Annotated in this window: 15 protein-coding genes and 1 tRNA gene; 15 read left to right on the top strand and 1 reads right to left on the bottom strand. The window is 45.4% G+C overall.

Annotated elements, in window-relative coordinates:
• Positions 1–57 precede the first annotated feature (57 nt).
• The 5 genes from rny to H1A14_RS10325 all read left to right on the top strand — a co-directional run bounded on the left by rny (position 58) and on the right by H1A14_RS10325 (position 4,342).
• Positions 58–1,623, top strand: coding sequence for a ribonuclease Y (gene rny / locus H1A14_RS10310; protein WP_194776173.1), 1,566 nt, complete (start codon positions 58–60; stop codon positions 1,621–1,623).
• 223 nt (positions 1,624–1,846) lie between these two features.
• Positions 1,847–2,638, top strand: a complete 792-nt coding sequence (locus H1A14_RS10315; RefSeq protein WP_228527718.1) for a zinc-dependent peptidase — start codon at positions 1,847–1,849, stop codon at positions 2,636–2,638.
• A 158-nt stretch (positions 2,639–2,796) separates the two neighbouring features.
• A complete protein-coding gene (locus H1A14_RS23300; protein WP_262893964.1) occupies positions 2,797–2,928 on the top strand; it encodes a hypothetical protein in 132 nt (43 codons plus the stop codon).
• 499 nt (positions 2,929–3,427) lie between these two features.
• Positions 3,428–3,901 carry a transcription elongation factor GreA gene (greA, locus tag H1A14_RS10320; protein ID WP_194776174.1) on the top strand — a complete coding sequence of 158 codons (474 nt, stop codon included), beginning with the start codon at positions 3,428–3,430 and terminating at the stop codon, positions 3,899–3,901.
• Positions 3,902–3,949: 48 nt separating this feature from the next.
• Positions 3,950–4,342, top strand: coding sequence for an HIT family protein (locus H1A14_RS10325; protein WP_194776175.1), 393 nt, complete (start codon positions 3,950–3,952; stop codon positions 4,340–4,342).
• A 24-nt stretch (positions 4,343–4,366) separates the two neighbouring features.
• On the opposite strand, the gene ruvC is transcribed toward H1A14_RS10325, so the two are convergent.
• On the bottom strand, positions 4,367–4,939 hold the full coding sequence (ruvC, locus tag H1A14_RS10330; protein ID WP_194776176.1) for a crossover junction endodeoxyribonuclease RuvC: 573 nt from the start codon (positions 4,937–4,939) through the stop codon (positions 4,367–4,369).
• Between the two features lie 21 nt (positions 4,940–4,960).
• On the opposite strand from ruvC, the gene H1A14_RS10335 reads away from it, so the two are divergent.
• The 10 genes from H1A14_RS10335 (at position 4,961) to H1A14_RS10380 (ending at position 15,863) form a co-directional block, all read left to right on the top strand.
• On the top strand, positions 4,961–6,103 hold the full coding sequence (locus H1A14_RS10335; protein WP_194776177.1) for a glycosyltransferase: 1,143 nt from the start codon (positions 4,961–4,963) through the stop codon (positions 6,101–6,103).
• A complete protein-coding gene (locus tag H1A14_RS10340) occupies positions 6,096–6,347 on the top strand; it encodes a hypothetical protein (protein ID WP_194776178.1) in 252 nt (83 codons plus the stop codon). Before H1A14_RS10335 ends, H1A14_RS10340 begins: the two co-directional genes overlap by 8 nt.
• 12 nt (positions 6,348–6,359) lie before the next feature.
• Complete coding sequence (locus tag H1A14_RS10345) at positions 6,360–7,571, top strand: PP2C family protein-serine/threonine phosphatase (protein WP_194776305.1); 1,212 nt, start codon at positions 6,360–6,362, stop codon at positions 7,569–7,571.
• 2 nt (positions 7,572–7,573) lie between these two features.
• Positions 7,574–8,200 carry a polysaccharide deacetylase family protein gene (locus tag H1A14_RS10350; protein ID WP_194776179.1) on the top strand — a complete coding sequence of 209 codons (627 nt, stop codon included), beginning with the start codon at positions 7,574–7,576 and terminating at the stop codon, positions 8,198–8,200.
• The gene (locus H1A14_RS10355; protein WP_194776180.1) at positions 8,197–9,303 is read left to right on the top strand and encodes a glycosyltransferase; all 1,107 of its coding nucleotides are present in this window, start codon (positions 8,197–8,199) and stop codon (positions 9,301–9,303) included. Before H1A14_RS10350 ends, H1A14_RS10355 begins: the two co-directional genes overlap by 4 nt.
• The gene (locus tag H1A14_RS10360) at positions 9,300–10,070 is read left to right on the top strand and encodes a TatD family hydrolase (RefSeq protein ID WP_194776181.1); all 771 of its coding nucleotides are present in this window, start codon (positions 9,300–9,302) and stop codon (positions 10,068–10,070) included. The genes H1A14_RS10355 and H1A14_RS10360 overlap by 4 nt, the downstream gene beginning before the upstream one ends.
• 2 nt (positions 10,071–10,072) lie before the next feature.
• Positions 10,073–11,149, top strand: a complete 1,077-nt coding sequence (locus H1A14_RS10365; protein ID WP_194776306.1) for an asparaginase — start codon at positions 10,073–10,075, stop codon at positions 11,147–11,149.
• 86 nt (positions 11,150–11,235) lie between these two features.
• Positions 11,236–11,322 (top strand) — tRNA-Ser (locus H1A14_RS10370).
• An 891-nt stretch (positions 11,323–12,213) separates the two neighbouring features.
• Entirely contained in the window at positions 12,214–13,119 is a 906-nt protein-coding gene (locus H1A14_RS10375; RefSeq protein WP_228527719.1) for a sugar phosphate isomerase/epimerase family protein, read from the top strand.
• Positions 13,120–13,223: 104 nt separating this feature from the next.
• A complete protein-coding gene (locus tag H1A14_RS10380; RefSeq protein WP_194776182.1) occupies positions 13,224–15,863 on the top strand; it encodes a PVC-type heme-binding CxxCH protein in 2,640 nt (879 codons plus the stop codon).
• The last annotated feature ends 169 nt before the right edge of the window (positions 15,864–16,032 follow it).

Consider the following 16,032-nt stretch of genomic DNA (forward strand, 5'->3'; position numbering starts at 1 on the left):
TTGAAAATATTGTTTATTCGGCACTTTTCGGCTACCGGTAGGTAACAAAAATAACCTATGGGAGAATCGATATACATCATCCTGGCCGGCCTGATAGGCCTGGGCGTGGGAGTGGCCATTGCGGCCTTGTTTCTAAGAAAAAACAATCAAAAGCTGGAAGAAGAGGCCAGAGAGAAAGCCAAAGGAATCATCAGGGAGGCGGAAATCACCGCTGAAGCCACCAAGAAAGACCGGATGCTGGAAGCCAAGGAAAAATACCTTCGGCTCAAGTCAGAGTTTGAAGAGGAAGTGTCCAAAAAGAAAAACCTGCTCATCACCAATGAAAACAAACTGAAGCAAAGAGAGCAGGTACTTTCCAAGGAAATGGAACAAATCAAGCGGAAAGAGGCGGAACTTGATAGCAAGAAAGAAAACCTGAGTGCGCAGCTTCACGCCGTTGGGATAAAAAAAGAAGAACTGGATCGGGTGACCAATCAGCGGATTTCCGATTTAGAGAAAATTGCCCACCTTTCAAGAGATGAAGCAAAGGATCAATTGATGGAAATGCTGCGGGATGAGGCGACCACCAAAGCTTCCTCACAGATCAAGGACATCCTTGACCAGGCCAAACTGACGGCTACCAAACAGGCCAAAAAGATTGTATTGGATACCATTCAGCGTACTGCGACTGAGCATGCCATTGAAAACTGCGTGTCGGTTTTCAACATTGAAAGCGATGACATCAAAGGTAAAATCATCGGTAGGGAAGGTAGGAACATCCGGGCTTTGGAAGCTGCGACAGGAGTGGAAATTGTGGTGGATGACACCCCTGAAGCCATCATCATTTCCGGTTTTGACCCGGTAAGAAGGGAAATCGCCAGACTTTCCCTGCACCGTCTCGTACAGGATGGCAGGATTCACCCGGCCAGAATCGAAGAAGTGGTGGCCAAAACGGAGAAAAATATCGAAGATGAAATCATAGAAATCGGAGAAAGGACCTGTATCGAACTGGGTATTCACGGTCTGCATCCAGAATTGATCCGGATGGTAGGTAGGATGAGGTTCAGGTCCTCTTATGGACAGAATCTCCTGCAACACTCCAGAGAAGTGGCCAAGCTTTGTGCCACCATGGCCGCAGAAATGGGACTCAATGCCAAGCTTGCCAAGCGGGCAGGCCTGCTTCACGATATTGGGAAAGTCTACCCCGAAGAGGCCGAGCTGCCCCATGCCATTTTGGGCATGGAACTGGCCAAAAAATACAAGGAAAATCCTGAGGTATGCAATGCCATAGGAGCCCACCATGATGAAATCGAGATGACTTCCATGATCTCGCCCATCGTGCAGGCATCGGATGCCATCTCAGGTTCCAGGCCTGGCGCCAGACGTGAAATCATGGATTCCTATATCAAGCGGCTGAAAGAACTGGAAGATCTCGCATTGAGTTTTGATGGGGTCAACAAATGTTTTGCCATGCAGGCAGGCAGGGAACTGCGGGTTCTGGTGGATGCAGACAATGTGGATGACAGCACTGCAGGCAAGCTTTCTTTTGATATTTCCCAAAAAATAGAAAAAGAAATGCAGTATCCCGGTCAGATCAAGATCACGGTGATCAGAGAAATGAGAGCGGTCAATTATGCCAAGTAAACCTTGAGAAAGAAAGAACATAACCATAAGATCGGGACATCCCGATCTTATTTTTTTAATGATCCATAATGAATATCGTACCTTAAAAATACGCACCTTTTAATTAGTAAGGACTAAGACTAAATTTCATTCAACATAACTTCGGTCCTCTGATTTCGGTCCCCAAAGTGTAGGAAATAAGGTCGAGAGCTTCCTATGGCTAAAAAATAAATTTTTACATAACATGAATATACATCGGGTGAATCGAAATTTTCTTTTTGAACTTTACCATTGGATTTTGGTCAAACTGGGGGTCAGAAAGCTGCAGGAAGAAGAAATTCAGATCCTGCATCAGCATGTACCTTACTTCAAAGGCCTTTCACCTGCCCACCAAAAGGAATTCAAGGAGCGCCTTATTTATTTTCTTTGGACCAAACAGTTTATACCGAGAGGAAATATCCAACAGGTCAGTACAGAAATGCGGATTTTGATCGGAGCAGTAGCCGTCAAGGTGACCTTTGGACTGGAGGGCGTTTCGCTAAAACATTTCAATAAAATCCTGATCTATCCCGATGATTATTACAGCACCATCAATGAAACCTACCACCAAGGAGAAGTCAATCCCCGGTTGGGGGTGATTGTGATTTCCTGGCGCAATTTCCTTAGAGGTCATCTTGATACAAGAGATGGGGTCAATCTGGGCATCCATGAAATAGCGCATGCCTTAAAACTTGAAAACAGGATCCATTACAATGGGGAAAGTGATTTCTTTCATCCCAAGGCCTGGCAGGAATACGTGAGCTTGGCCACCAAGGAAATTGAAAAAATCCGATCCGGTGAATATACTATCCTTCGGCAAAGTGCGGGCAAGAATGAGCATGAGTTCTTTGCTGTAGCGCTGGAAGCTTTCTTTGAAATCCCTGACCGGTTGTTGGCTTACAATGCTGAGCTTTATAAAGGAATCGTCTTGCTCCTGCAGCAGGATCCTTTGAAGTTATCGGATTACTGGAAGCAAAAGGATACGGAGTTAAAATAACAAAAATCTAAATATCAGAAAAAAACGATAATTAAATCCCCCTATTTTTACAATAGAAAATAATTTCCAATTTGGCCCTTACAATGGAATATTTTTGTTCATGAATGCCAATATCTCTGCTTTACTGTATTTTTCTTCTTTTTTTAAGTTTGATGGGGATGGAATTTAGTGAAGTAAAAATCAGAGATGATATGGATGGCATGAAAGAACATTTGGAAGCAAGCAATGCTTTTAAAGAACATGATCAAGCTAGGCTGAAAATCATTCCAACACCAAATGTTGCAAGCTAAAAAACTGGAGATACCTGATATTTTTCAATTTACCAACGCCCGTTTGCTATTGAGATCGTAGGGTTGGATCAACACTTCTACGGGCAATCCCAATAATTGTGAGAGGTTTCTGATCATATCAAGGGTCAATGATTTCTTACGGTTAAGTACTAGGCTTACAGTGGTCTTGCTGCCAATTGCGGAAACCAGGTCTTTATCTTTTAAAATTCAATTCAGTTTGGTCGAAAAGAATTCTGGGGCCTATTATGAATTAGCATTTTGGATCGGGTTCTACTTTGCTAAAGATTTCTTTAAAAAATTAAAAATACCCATTCATAATCCGTTTTTTCTTTTTTTCTCAGACCCTAAATGATTGCCTTAAACATTCTTTCCCGCCTAAAATTGCTTTGTCCTCAATAACTTCTTATCTTTGTAGCTACAAAATAGCAAAAAACGGAAAGAGACGGTTTCAGAAATGAAACCGTTCTTTTATTTTTCATAGCCATAGCAATATCAAAACATGGGAAAAATTCAATATTATACTGAGGAAGGACTCAAGAAATTAAAGGATGAACTTCAGGAACTGAAGACCAAAGGAAGACAGGACATCGCCAAGCAGATAGCTGAAGCCCGAGACAAAGGGGACCTGAGCGAAAATGCCGAGTATGATGCTGCCAAGGATGCGCAGGGTCTGTTGGAACTGAAAATTTCCAAACTGGAAGAGGTGGTAGGAAATGCCAGAGTCCTGGACAATTCCAAAATGGACCCCTCTAAGGTAGGTATCCTGAGCACTGTCAAAATCAAAAACATTAAAAACGGCATGACGGTCACTTATACGTTGGTTTCTGAAGAAGAAGCGGACCTTAAAGCCGGAAAGATTTCTTTGGCTTCCCCATTCGGCAAAGGCCTGGTTGGAAAATCGGTTGGCGAGGTTGCCGAGATCAAGGCGCCGGCTGGAACCTTGGAGTTTGAGGTCTTGGAAATCAATTATTAAATTACGCTTCCCGATGGTATTCCCATTGGGATTTTTTATTTTTAGGCTATGGCTAGCATCTTCACCAAAATAATCAACAGAGAAATTCCAGGTCACATCATTGCGGAAGACGAGGATTACATTGCATTTTTAGACATCATGCCACTGGTTATGGGCCATGTATTGGTGGTACCCAAAAAAGAGATTGACTATATTTTTGATATGGATGAAAAGACCCTGGCTGGATTGCATGTCTTTTCCCAAAAAGTAGCCAAGGCCATCGATAAAACCATTCCCTGTACACGGGTTGGCGTTGCCGTGATTGGTTTGGAAGTTCCCCATGTCCATGTTCATCTGATTCCTCTCAGGACCATGGATGACATCAATTTTACCCGGCCCAAGTTGAAGCCAAGTTCTGAGGACTTGGCCAAGACTGCTGAAAAAATCAAAGCTGCTCTTTAAAGATTCATTTTGATGCAGTCCAGCTTATTTGATCCTGTCGGGGTTTTCCTGCAAAAATGATTTCCAGCCTGCAGCCCTGCCACGGGTCTGCAATCGGCCATCATGAAAGTGGTGACAGATGGCCACGGCCAAGGCATCTGTGGCATCCAACAATTTTGGCGTTTCTGTCATTTGAACCAAGGTTTTGAGCATTTCGGCAACCTGTTCTTTAGACGCATTGCCGTTGCCTGTGACGGACTGCTTGACTTTCTTGGGAGAGTATTCCGCAATGGGAATATCCCTGGCTAAGGCAGCAGCCATGGCCACCCCCTGTGCGCGTCCCAGTTTCAACATGGATTGGACATTTTGCCCGTAAAAAGGTGCTTCCAAGGCCACGGCATCGGGATGGAATTCATCGATAATTCCTGTAATTCTTTCAAAAATCTTCTTCAACTTAAGCTCATGGGAGCCGTATTTTTTCAGGTGAATGACTCCAAACTGCAGGATTTTGTAGGCTTTCCCCTCTATGAGAATCAGTCCGTATCCCATGATGTTGGTTCCGGGATCTATACCGAGGATGATTTTTTCTTTTACCGCAATTTTCGCTACTTTACCCATCACCGCAATTTAATGGAATTCATGCTAACATTGTACATTTTTTTCGCCCTTCTCTACGGAGGCTTGCTGTTCTATTTGAGACAGATCTGGTGGCATAAGATTCCTGAAGTTGATCTGGAATCACCATCAATTCCGGTAACCCTGATCTTGCCCATCCGAAATGAAGCACATCACCTGCCCCTGCTATTTCAGGAAATAGAGTCTTTGGTATATCCGGATCTTGAGGTAATTCTGGTGGATGACCACAGCGAAGATGGGGGTGCGGCGTTGATTCAAAGCCGGGAAAATGAGGCCTTGAAGGTGCCGATACAATACCTGTTGAATGAGGGTACGGGGAAAAAGCAAGCCTTGGAAACAGGGATCTTCAAGGCCAAAGGAGAGGTTATCGTCCAAAGCGATGCGGACTGCAGGTGGCCGGATCATTGGATTTCAGGCCTGTTGGCAGGTTTTGGGGAATGCAAAACCATGATGGTGGCAGGTCCGGTGATGAGTCTTCCCAAACCCGGTTTTTTCGCCACTTTCCAGCAGATAGAATGGGGTAGTATTCTTTTGCTGAGCCATTTTTTCTTTTATAAAAAATCCCCTCTCATGTGCAGCGGAGCCAATTTGGCTTATCGAAAGGCAGCTTTTTTAAAAGTTGGAGGTTTCGAAGGAAACAGGGAATGGTTGAGTGGAGATGATGCGTTTCTGTTGACAAAAATAGCTGCCACCTTTGGCCCTGAAAGCATAATCTACCAAACCTCAAAAAGTCAATTGGTCCATACCGAACCTTCACCGGATTGGGGCGCCTACCTTTCCCAAAGAATCAGGTGGGCAGGCAAATGGAGACATCCCGAGAACAAGTCAAAGGCATGGGCAGCCATGGGGACTTTCGGAATTCAAATTGTTTTTTTGAGCAGTTTTGCTTTGCCCTTTTTTGGTAAAGCCGCTGCCATGGTTTTCATCTTCCTCTGGGGAATCAAATGCTTGGCAGAAAAACAGGTGCTGGGGTTGGTTTTGGAAGATATGGGTTTTAAATTTAAGCTTTTGGATTACCTCAAAGCCAGTTTTCTCCATCCCATTTATGCCATCAGGGTTGGTTTATCCACCCTTGGAAAAGAAGTTGAATGGAAAGGCAGAAAAGGGCATACCACAAACATAAAATACCCGAAAGAAAATGTCTGATGATGAATTTGATTTGATGGATGAGCTGTACTTTGTCCAGCCTTATGTCCACTTAAAAGAACAACTGGGTTGGGAAGATGAAAAGCTTTTGAGTACCTTGCAACTGCTTTATCAAAAGGAATGGATCAAGTGTCTTTATCAGCCCGATGAGGAGATCTTTTCAGACGCCCGGATTTTACAAGATGGCAAGGCTTATTACTACCTGGCTAGCAAAAAAGGCCTGATGGAGCACAATGCCCTTTAAAGAATGACAGACTTGGACACCGAAACCGTAAAATATCAAAGAAAAGAACTTGAATTGAAGGCCCTGCTGGAAATCACACAGGCCATCAATGAAAATAAAAACGAGACGGTATTGCTCAATATCTTCAAGTTTACCTGTTTGCTACACCTCAACATCAAGGCCCTGGTGCTTTATGTTTCTTCCGACAGCCATTTTGACTCCAGAATCGCGCATGGGATCAAACACAATATCCCTGACCAAATTCCCATTGGTGATGTAGAAGACAACCATAAAATCGGAAAACTTAACCTAATTCTTCCTCCTGAGTATTCCTTTGCGGAACTGGACACTTATGTTCCAGTATATCACAAAGACAAGATGCTGGCCATTTTGCTCCTGAAAACCAAAGATGAGGAAAACGGCATTGACCTGGATTTTACCCAAGCCCTGACCAATATCTTAGTGGTGGCACTGGAAAACAAACGTTTTGCCAGAAAGCAACTGGAACAGGAGCGGCTCAACAAGGAAATGGAAATAGCCAGCAGTGTTCAACGCATGCTTTTCCCGGCCCAACTTCCCCAAACCCAAAAATTAAAGGCCAAGGTGACTTATTTTCCCCATAGCACGGTAGGGGGAGATTATTACGACCTGATCCAAAAATCAGCCGATGAGGTATTTTTCTGTGTGGCAGATGTGTCAGGCAAAGGGATGCCAGCTGCGCTATTGATGTCCAATTTCCAAGCTGCCCTGCGTACCCTTTTGAGGAGTACATCGGACTTGAAAATGATCGTGGAGCAACTCAATTTTACCATTTTTGAAAATACCCATGGGGAGAAGTTCATCACTTTCTTTTTGGGCTACTACAATTTTAAAACCAGGAGACTGGAATACATCAATGCCGGGCACAATCCGCCCGTGCTCTGTTGGGAAGGCGAAAAAAGGACGGAATTACTGGAAGCAGGTACCACCATTCTGGGTGCTTTCGAAGAGCTGCCTTTTTTGGAAATGGGCCATAGAGATCATTTGAAGGGTTTCAGCATTCACCTCTATACCGATGGTTTGACGGAATGTTTCAACCGAAAAGATGAAGAATATGGGGAAGCGAGGTTTTTGAAATTTGTCAGAAGAAACATCTGCATAGACCCAACCGAGTTCCACAGAACTTTTTTCATGGAATTGAATGAGTTTTCGGAGGGGGTTACCAGAAAGGACGATGTGACTTTATTGAGCTTAAGGTTAAAATAGCGATGGTCTTCCATCATGTACCTCAATGGATCAAGATGTGGTATCCGGGTTTCATCTGGAACCACAGCAGGCAGGAATCCAAAGTTTATTTGACCTTTGATGATGGACCGGTACCCGGGGTGACAGAGTATGTTTTGGAAGAACTGTCCAAAAGGGACATGAAAGCCACTTTTTTTATGGTTGGGGAAAATGTCAGGAAACATCCTGCTTTGGCTTTGGCCGTTGTCAATGCGGAACATAGAATAGGCAACCACACCCAAAGACACCTCAGAGGAATGGAAACAGACCTTGAAACCTACCTTGCCGATGTAAAGGATTGTGATCAGGTCATTATCGATCAGCTGGGGCTCAGACCGCATTTGTTCCGCCCTCCCTATGGCAGGATGACCTCTAAGCAGGCCAACAAAATCAAGAAAAGCCATCAGATCATCATGTGGGATGTGTTATCGGGAGATTATGACAGCCGTCTTTCTGCTACCACCTGCCTGGCCAAGACCAAAAAATATACCCAAGAAGGCTCCATTGTGGTTTTTCATGATCAGGAAAAAACCAGAGCAGTGATCAGAAAAGTACTGCCAGACTATTTGGATTTTATACGTCAAAAAAACCTCGAAACTGCCCTTTTATGATGGTATGGGTAGCTTTCATCCTGGTGGTGTTGTTGTGGATGCAGGACATGGCCCTATTTGGATTGCTGCAAAGTAATTTCAAAAACCATGTGGAAAAATCCCCTCAGGTAGCTTTGCCTTTGGTAAGCATCTTGGTGCCCAGCCGGGATGAAGCCGAGGTGATCAAACCTTTGTTGGCATCCTTGGCACAAATTGATTATCCTCAGAGCAAACTGGAATTTATCATGGGGGATGACAACAGTCAGGACGAAACCGGAGCAATTTTAGAAGCTTGGTGCCAACTAGCCCCAAACAGGCATTTTACAACTATTCACCCCTCTCTTCAAGCCAAAGTCAATGGAAAAGCCCATGCCTTGGCGCAGTTGGTCAGAAAAGCCCGTGGAGAGGTGTTTTTGTTTACCGATGCGGATTGTGAGGTCAATCCACTGTGGGCAAAAGAAATGGTGCGCTGCTTAAAACCTGGTACCGGATTGGTCACCGGTACCACCAAGGTCAGAGGCAACACCTGGTTTACCAAAATGCAGGCATTGGATTGGTGGATGACGCTCGGGATCATCAAAGTCACCGTAGATTTGGGATTCCATCTCACCTCCATGGGAAACAACATGCTGGTCACCCGTGAAGCCTATGACAAGACAGGGGGTTTTGATCTAATTCCTTTTTCACTGACGGAAGACCTGGAGATGGCCAAGGCCGTGGCGGGAGCCGGCTTTACCATCCGGCAACAGGTATCCCCAGAGAGCCTGATAGAAACCTTAGGGAAAGAAAGCATGCGGGAATTACTGCAGCAACGCAAAAGGTGGATGCATGGCGCCATGTCACTTCCCTTTATCTGGAAATTTTTACTGTTTCTACAGGTGATGTTTTTTCCGGCTATTTTGTTTTTAATCAGTCAATTGCCTCTTTGGGGTATGGGCTTATGGTTGGGCAAGGTGGTCATGCAGGGCGTTTTTCTGTCCGTTTTTGCAGCCAAGACGGAAACTAAAATCCCTAAAATGGAATTGATTACCTTTGATCTTTATTATTTGATCGTTTCTTGGTCAACCATTCTCTATTATTTTTGGCCAGGAAAAACCACTTGGAAAGGAAGAGCATACCCATGACCTACATAGATTCCCACGCACACATTTATTCCAAAAAATATGACCATGACCGGGATGAGGTAATCCGCCGAAGCCGGGAATTGGGTTTGGATAAAATTTACATGCCCAACATTGACCTGGAATCCATAGATGCCATGCTGGAGGCGGAACACCGTTACCCTGACATGTGTATTCCCATGATGGGCCTACATCCCTGTGATGTCAAGAAGGATTTTGAGAAAAGCCTGTATGTGATGGAGGACTGGCTGGAAAAAAGGCCCTTTGCCGCAGTGGGAGAAATCGGTTTGGATTTGTATTGGGACAAAACTTTTTTTGAGGAGCAAAAAGAGGCCTTGCGGATCCAAATGCGTTGGGCCAAGCAGAAGGGACTTCCCATCGTGTTGCATTGCAGAGATTCCATTGATGAAACCATAGCCATTGTCAAGGAACTGAATGATGAAGCCCTCAAGGGAGTTTTCCACTGTTTTACGGGGACTCTTGCACAGGCCAAAGAAATTTTGGAACTTGGTTTTCTTCTGGGTATAGGAGGGGTGGTCACTTTCAAAAACGGAGGATTGGACAAGGTCCTTCCAGAGATAGGCATTGACCGGCTTGTTTTGGAAACCGATGGTCCTTATCTGGCCCCGATTCCATACCGGGGCAAAAGAAATTCCCCTGAATATATCCCATTGATCGCTGAAAAAATATCTGAATTGACCGGAGAGGGCCTTGAGAAAGTGGCTCAAACCAGTACCCAAAACACCCTAGATCTTTTCAGGATACCATGAAAATGAATTATAAAATTGTCCGGTTAAATACCAGTGCCAAAGAGGCCATCACGTCATCTGTGCTGATCATCTATACCGGAGGTACGCTGGGTATGGCCTACGACGCTACCGGAGCACTAGTTCCCTTCAACTTCGGTCAGATTCTGGAGAAGATTCCCAATCTGACCAACATGCACATCGCCATTACCGTCATTTCTTTTCCGGAACCCATCGATTCCTCCAATGTCAACATGCAACATTGGATGGACATGGCATACATCATCTATGAAAATTACGATACCTATGACGGTTTTGTGGTTTTGCACGGAACAGATACCATGGCTTATTCCGCTTCCATGTTGAGCTACATGCTCGACGGTCTGAGCAAGCCAGTGATCTTTACAGGGGCCCAATTGCCCATTTCCGCCATGCGTTCAGATGCCCGGGAAAATTTGATGACTTCCTTGGAGATCGCTACCGCCAAGGCCAATGGCAAACCCATTGTGCCTGAAGTCTGCATCTTTTTCAACCACATGTTGCTGAGGGGCAATCGAGCCAAGAAAGTTCAGAGTGTGCATTTTGATGCTTTCGAATCGGAGAATTATCCGCCTTTAGCCGAATCCGGTATCGTGATCGATTATAACTATGCAGCGATCAAACCCTTCAAAGAAGGCGCCCAACTCAAATACCGAAACCGGGTGGACAACCGGGTGATGGTACTCAAGCTTTTCCCGGGGATCACTAAAAATGTCTTGGACAGTTGTTTTGCGATCAAAAACCTGAGAGGGGTGGTGTTGGAGACCTATGGTTCTGGCAATACACCTAGCGAGAAGTGGTTTCTTCAATCTTTGGAAAAAGCGATAGATAAAGGCATCATCGTGCTGAATGTATCCCAATGCAACGGTGGCCGTGTGATCCAGGGGAGGTATGAGACCAGCAAAGACCTGAAGCGGGTAGGGGTGCTGAGTGGGGGGGACATCACGACTGAGGCTGCCATCACCAAAATGATGCACCTGCTGGCCCATGATCCCGATGAGGAAGAGATCAGGAGGAAGCTGATTACGCCACTAGCCGGAGAGATGTCCCTGACGAGTAATTAGGGAATTTCGGGGAAGAATCCACGGTTTAATTTGGATTGGGGGTTTTTTATATTTTTCTTTGCGCTTCGATTGAGCGAAAACCATACAGAGAGGTGTCCGAGTGGTTGAAGGAGCACGCCTGGAAAGCGTGTATACCCGCAAGGGTATCGAGGGTTCGAATCCCTTCCTCTCTGCCCAAAAGATCCATTCCTTAAAAAAAGGAGCGGATTTTTTTTATGCACAAACCGATCAAACAGCCCTAAGGAAGGGATGAGAACCCCCGGGGTTTGAAATCGACCGGAGGGAGATTCGCGAGGGGCTGTGCGGCATGGTTTGCGGGTACGAGCAATCCCTTCCTCTCTGCAATTATAAATACCGATACAGAACATGTGATCGGTTTTTTTATGCCCTAAACCGATCATACATCCTCAAGGAAGGGATGAGAACCCCCGGGTTTGAAATCGACCGTAGGGAGATTCGCGAGGGGCTGTGCGGCATGGTTTGCGCGTACGAGCAATCCCTTCCTCTCTGCTGAAATGTCCATTTCTCAATAATAAGGAGTGTATTTTTTGATGCCATTTAGTGATCAATCGTTCTCAAAGTAGTGATAAGAATCTGTCATTATGGAAACGAATCTTTCTTTATTTCCGTCACCCTGAGCTTGCCGAAGGGTCTTCGTCTGTAGAAAAACAGCAGACAATATTTTAAGGTCTGACTTTGATGGCCATCATTGAACAATTGTCATTGAGACTGTGCGGTGTGACGCCGGAAAACCGAAGATGTGCAAGGCATTGTGGGGCCATCAACTGCATTAGACCATTGCAACTCTTATTTGCAGTCTTGTTTTTTAAAATCCAGTTACCCTTAACTTAAATAATCCATTCTTTAATGGGACTTATTTCCCACTCATCTCCATTTACGCTCACACATGTTAAACACGGATTTAACCAAATGTTTACATGCCTTTTCTTTTGGGCTGAATACGCATGTTCTTTTAGATAATCACCCACTTTTCAAAACCCAACCCAAAAGAACAACATGATATTTACTATATTGTAAATTGATTTTAAAGCAAAACCTCAGTCATGGACAACAATCAACCCAGAAGAAGTTTTCTAAAAAAAGCAGGTTTAGGGCTTGCAGGTGTCAGTCTGCTGTCACATAAAGCCCTATCTGAAGCTCAGTCAAAAAATGCTCCTGAAGTAGACAAAAAGGTGGAGCTCGCCATTGCCACCATTACCATGGATGGGTTTGGAGACCAATATTTTGAAAAGGCCTTTGCAATCCTTCCGCAGCTTCCCTTCAAAAATGTCGAATTCAATTGCTGGTACGGGCGCACCCTTACCCCAACAGGCATCCACTCCATCAAGGAGAGGTGTAACCAACATGGGCTGACGCCGATTTGTGTGCAGGGGAGCTCTTTTGGAGCTGAGGGGAACATTGTCAAGGATGTGGCCCACAAGCTCTGGAACATGCAGGCAGCCAAAGAACTTGGATGCAGGAGAGTGAAATTTACCGGTGCCGGAAGGGGTAAAGAAGGTGGGCTGGATGCTGTGATTGCCTGTCTCAAGGAAATCGCCCCAGCTGCGGAGGAGATGGATGTATTGGTTTTGGTGGAAAACCATGCCAACAACAACATCGAGTTTTTGGAGGACTATGACCGCATCTTTGAGGCAGTGGATTCCAGCCATGTGGGCATGTGTATGGACAATGCCCATTTTGATGGCTCTAAGGTTGACCTGCTGGAAGTAGTCGATCGCTTCCATTCCAAAATCCTGCACATAGACCTGAAAGACACTGAAAAGTTTGGCGTACATAAAGTCGTCAACTATGGCGAAGGGGTTACACAAAACGATGCCGTCGTCCAAAAAATGCTGGAACATGGCTATGCGGGCTATCTCCTGATAGAAATGGCCCCGCCCAGAAATGAAGCCACCCTGGTCAAAGACCTCACAAGGGCCTATGATTTGTTTAAAAAGTATGAGTCCTAAAAGACCTTTGAGGTTTTTCAAACCTTGAAGGTCTTATGTTTGGCTTAAAAACCTTCGAGATCTTTGAGACCTGAAAGGTTTGGCAATATACCTAAACCTATTGTATGAAATTCTTATTTACCTCTTGCTTGAGGCGCTACCTCATTCCTTTTTTGCTGATACTTTGTTGCTTTTTTTATGCCTGTAAAAATGACAACCCTATTCAAGAACAGCTCCCGGCGGGGGTAAAGGTTCTTGATCCAAGACTAGATCTCTCTGTAGCGGTAGAAGACCCGGATATTGTCACCCCAGTAGGAATAGCGATAGATAAGCGGGACCGGGTGTTTGTATTGGAATCGCATACCCACCTGCAGCCTAAAGACTATGCAGGTCCGGATGGCGACCTGATCAAGGTTTTTGAGGACAGCAATGGTGATGGAAATCTGGACAAAACAACCATTTTCGCAGAAGGCATACTGGAAGGATTGAACCTTGCATTTTCACCGGAGGGACATCTGTACCTGGTCACTTCCAGAGAAGTATGGGTCTTCTATGACAGCGATGGGGACGGAGTTTCTGAAGAACGCCAAAAGCTGCTTGAATTGACCAAACCGGATTATGTTTACCCCCATGCGGCCTTGTTGAGTATCGCTTTTTCTCCGGACGGTTGGATGTATATCGGTAGGGGAAATACTGGCAGTGACCTTTGGATCATGGAAGGAACTGACGGAAATCAGGTTTCCGGCTTTGGCGATGGAGGCAACATCATTCGGGCAAAATGGAATGGTTCTGAAGTGGAGATTTTCAGCACCGGCTATTGGAATCCCTTTGACTTAAAATTTGATGATTACGGACGCCTCTTGGTGGCGGACAATGACCCCGACAGCCGAGGACCCAATCGCTTGGTGCATGCGGTCCAAGGATCGGATTTTGGATACCAATCGCTTTTTGGAGGAAGTGGCATCCATCCTTACCTGGCATGGGATGGCGAACTCCCGGGCACCCTTCCGATCGCAGTGCCTTTGGGCGAAGCCCCCTCAGGGCTGCTCAATGCCAATTTCGCCGCTTTGCCAGCTGACTATCAGGATCAGATGCTCTGTACCATCTGGGAGGAAAGCAATATTGTAAGGGTCAATTTTCGGGAGCAAGGAATGTCTTTGACAGGTGAAGCGGAAGTCATTGTCCAGGGAGGTGAGGAATTTAGGCCTGTTTCCTTTGCTTCGGACAGCAAAGGAAACATCTATTTCACAGACTGGGTCATTCGCTATTATCCCAACCATGGCCGGGGCAAGATCTGGAAAATGACCACTAAGCAAGACGTCCCCCTGTTGAAGAGAAGTGAAATGTACCAAGCGCCTGTTCAGGATAAAATGCAGCCCTTATTAAGCCTAACCACTGCTACTTGGGAAGACATCCTTAAGCATCTTGTTTCGGATGATCCTTTTGAAGTGCATGCTGCCCAGATGGCCATGGGACAACATCCTGCGAAAATACAGATGGCCGCAAAGGACAACCATCCATCCATCAGAATGGCAGCATTGCTGACGGCCATGAGATCGGGGGATGAATCCATGGAATATTTGGTCAGGGACTTTCTGAGAGATAAGGATGCGGAGGTCAGAAAAATGGCCTTGATTTGGGTCGGAAGTGCTCAGCTGACTGCTTACAAAAATGAAATCGAAACCGTCCTTACCGCAGGTCCAGTAAACAATGATCTTTTTCAGACCTATTTGGAAACAGTCAAATTGCTGCAGCCCGAATTTGTAAATGCCTATCAAAGCCGGGAAATCACCAGAAGCAACACCCTTCCTCGGTCACTTCCGGAAGGTTTTGTCTCTGAGATCGTCAGGGATGCTTCCAAGCCTTCGGGAATCAGGGTATTTGCTTTTAGGTATCTGGAAGATTTGGGTGCGCACCAAAATTTTCTGCTTTCCTTTTTAGAAAAAAACCATGAATCAGAAATCAGACTGGAGACTGTTCGAACCCTTCAGGGACTACCGGATAAAGCCGTGGCGGCGAAGCTTTTGGAAATGGCATTAGACACCTCAAATCCGGAAATCATCCGTTCGGATGCCTTGGCGGTGTTGGCGGCCCAGCCATTGGACGACTGGGAAAGGATCATCCCCCTACTGGATACGAGCGAGGAAAACATCCGAACAGAGGCTGCTCGCTACCTTAGAAGTAAAATATCCAGGCCAGAGGTCAGAGAGGCCTTTGAGAAAAGGAAAGACAATGCTTCCCCTCCAAACGCCTTTCAACAACAGCTACTGCTGGGACTGGAACAGCAAATGCCCGGTAGACCAGATAAAGAGGAAGAAGCACTTTGGCAGGAACTGCTTGAGGGAAAGGCGGACTCAGAACGGGGCAGACGGGTGTTTTTTTCCAATACCTCCCTTTGTGCGACGTGCCACCAAATGGACGGCAAAGGCGGGGACCTGGGACCCGACCTCAGTCAGGTAGGAAGATCAAAAGACCGTAGGGGATTGATTTCATCCATTCTCTACCCTTCGGCAGAAATGAGTCCGGAGTGGCAGGGTTGGTATATCCTGCTCAAAGATGGCAATAGGCTCGATGGAAGACAGATCGACGTGGGCAATAATGACATCAAACTGTATACTCAGTCCAAGGGCTTTGTCTCCGTTGACAAGAAAGACATTGCAGATTATGGCATGATCAAAGCATCCCTGATGCCGGATGGCTTGGAACAGCGATTGAGCGATCAGGATCTGAGGGATTTGTTGGCTTACCTTCAAGGTAACCCGTGAAACCGACCAATCCCTCTAATTTTTGTTTCCTTTTTTAATTCCATTTTAGGAGTGAAAAGCTTGTTGGCAACCATTGGTGTAAATCTATTCAATAAAAGGATCGGTTATTCATTTTTATGTTATTTTTAAGAAAGGTAGAAGAATGGATGAATCCTTGTTAAAAGGGCTC

Source organism: Pararhodonellum marinum (assembly GCF_015354735.1).
Taxonomy (GTDB): domain Bacteria; phylum Bacteroidota; class Bacteroidia; order Cytophagales; family Cyclobacteriaceae; genus Pararhodonellum; species Pararhodonellum marinum.